This is a genomic window from Parafrankia sp. Ea1.12 (genome assembly GCF_900465275.1).
Classification (GTDB): domain Bacteria; phylum Actinomycetota; class Actinomycetes; order Frankiales; family Frankiaceae; genus Parafrankia; species Parafrankia soli.
In genome coordinates, this window is sequence record NZ_UBIZ01000715.1 from 1 (window position 1) to 1,142 (window position 1,142).

General features: G+C 67.9%; 1 protein-coding gene. It reads right to left on the reverse strand.

Annotated features, from left to right (window positions below):
• The gene (locus FMEAI12_RS35900; RefSeq protein ID WP_112109428.1) at positions 1-1,086 is read right to left on the reverse strand and encodes an IS630 family transposase; all 1,086 of its coding nucleotides are present in this window, start codon (positions 1,084-1,086) and stop codon (positions 1-3) included.
• Positions 1,087-1,142: the final 56 nt, after the last annotated feature.

Sequence of the window (1,142 nt, forward strand, 5' to 3'; positions counted from 1 at the left end):
CTAGTGTCCCGGTCCGGAGATTCGCGCGCAGTAGTGCCCGATCGCGTCGATGATCTGGTCGGCGGTCCTGGTCCACTTGAAGGGCCTGGCGTTCTCGTTCCAGTGACTGATCCAGTTTTCGAGGGCGTGGGTCAGCTCGTCGACGGAGCAGAAGACGCCCCGGGCCAGGCAGCGGCGTTGCAGCTCGGCGAACCACCGCTCTACCTGGTTCAGCCAGGACGAGTAGGTGGGGGTGAAGTGCAGGGCGAACCTCGGATGCTCCACCAGCCACCTGCGCACCGTCGGTGCCTTGTGCACGGAGAGGTTGTCGCAGATCAGGTGGATCGCCAGATTCGGCTCGACCTGACGGTCGATCTCGGCGAGGAAGCCGATGAAGTCCCTGGCGGTGTGCTGGGCGGAGACCGCGCTGAGGACCTTGCCGGTGGCGGTGTTCAACGCGGCGAACAGGTCGACGGTGCCGTGGCGGTGGTAGTCGTGGCTGCGCCGCTCGGGGGTGCCCGGCACCATCGGCAGCACCGGCGCGGTCCGCTCCAGCGCCTGGATCTGTGGTTTCTCGTCGACGGAGAAGACCGCCGCGTTTCGTGGTGGGTCCAGGTACAGGCCCACCACGTCCCGGACCTTCTCGATCAGAAACGGGTCGGTGGACACCTTGAAGTCCTCGACCAGCCAGGGCTTGAGACCAAAGGCCCGCCAGACGCGGTGCACGCTGCTCGGAGAGATCCCCACCCGCTTCGCGAGCTCGCGTTTGGACCAGTGGGTGGCCCCTTCGGGCACCTCTTCCAGAGTGCGGACCACGACCTCCTCGACCTGGGCATCGCTGATCGTGCGCGGCGCGCCCGGCCTCGGCTCGTCGCTGAGCCCGGCGCACCGGTGCCGGACGAACCGGTTCCGCCACCTGCCCACCGTGTCCCGGCTGATTCCCAGTTCAGCGGCCACGGACGTGTTGGTCCTGTCCTCCGCGCACATCAACACGATGCGCGCCCGCTGGGCCAGGCCCTGCGCAGTCCTGCGCCGGCTGGCCCACCCCTGAAGGGTCCGCCGCTCGGCCCCGGTGAGCACGAGCGGCAGACTCGGCTTACCTGCCATACCTCCATGACACCGCAGGTCCCATGAGATCGCAGATCTCCGGACCGGGACACTAG